We start from the raw sequence: 1205 nt of genomic DNA on the forward strand, positions 1-1205 counted from the left end.
CCTGTGGACCACACGTTTTGCCTTCCACGTTGTAACCCAAACTGACGCCACTACTGCGTGAATACCCGGATATCCATATCGAGTTCGATGCCAACCACGGTTTCCGCGATATCGTTGCCGACCGTTTCGATGCCGGCGTTCGCCTTGGTGACACCATCGATAAAGATATGATAGCCATACCGATTGGACCGGAATTACGCATGGCGGCCGTGGCTTCGCCGGATTATTTCTCGCGATACCCCATTCCGCAAACACCGCATGAGCTGACGCAACACTGCTGTATTAACCAGCGAATGGTCAGATCCGGCGGGCTCTACGTCTGGGATTTTGATCAGGACGGTGGTGATTTGAACGTGCGGGTCAGTGGGCAGGTTACGTTTAACACTTCGGAACATATTATTTATGCCGCGCTGGCGGGATTGGGCATCGCTTTTTTACCTGAGGAAGAATTTGGAACCCATATTGAAGAAGGACGCCTGATCCGGGTGCTTGAAGCGTGGTGTCAGCCTTTTCCTGGGTACTATTTGTATTACCCGAGTCGTAAGCAAGTGTCTCCGGCTTTCTCACTGGTGGTCGACGCCCTGCGTGTTTCCCGAAAACGACAACCGGTAAACCCGGCAAAATGACTGCGGGACACTGAAGTTTGGCGCTTTACCTCACCAGCACCGGCTTGAGTCACACATCTTGATAAAGGTTATGCTCGCTTCCAGCCAGGCAGACGGTACACATGGCATCGGTAGCGAGAGATGTGCGGAGACAGTGAACCTTTGAGCTTAGAGGTTGAAACGGATTTCCACGGCGTGTGTGCTGCGCTCTGCCTCGCCATGGTAAACCGCCTCGATATTGTTCCCATCGGGATCGATCACAAAAGCCGCGTAGTACCCAGGGTGGTAGGTTCGTTCACCAGGCGCGCCGTTGTCACGCCCCCCATGTGTCAGTGCGGTATGATAAAAAGCCTTTACGGTTTCACGATCTTTGGCCTGAAAAGCCAGATGGTGACGCCCTGTCGGTTTTCCCAGAGAACCCTCGCTTTTGACTGAACACACCACAAGTTCATCTGCCCAGAAATAATCGTCAGATGTGTTTATGATGGGGATCTCAAGAACGGCCAGTACGGCCTGATAAAACGCTTTGCTTAGCTCGAAGTCGTTTACAACGAGCTGAATATGATCGATAAGCCTACCACGATGTAGCAGATAAGTTTC

The 1205-nt window shown here is 52.1% G+C and carries 1 protein-coding gene and 1 pseudogene; one reads left to right on the forward strand and one right to left on the reverse strand.

Going from position 1 to position 1205, the window contains the following annotated elements:
• Positions 1-626, forward strand: a pseudogene (locus J5224_RS28800) (LysR substrate-binding domain-containing protein); the annotation flags it as partial.
• A 147-nt stretch (positions 627-773) separates the two neighbouring features.
• Here the strand turns inward: J5224_RS28800 and J5224_RS28805 are convergent.
• A partial coding sequence (locus J5224_RS28805) for a VOC family protein (RefSeq protein ID WP_264628512.1) occupies positions 774-1205 on the reverse strand: 432 nt, incomplete at its 5' end.

The sequence above is a fragment of the Candidatus Symbiopectobacterium sp. NZEC135 genome (genome assembly GCF_025962695.1).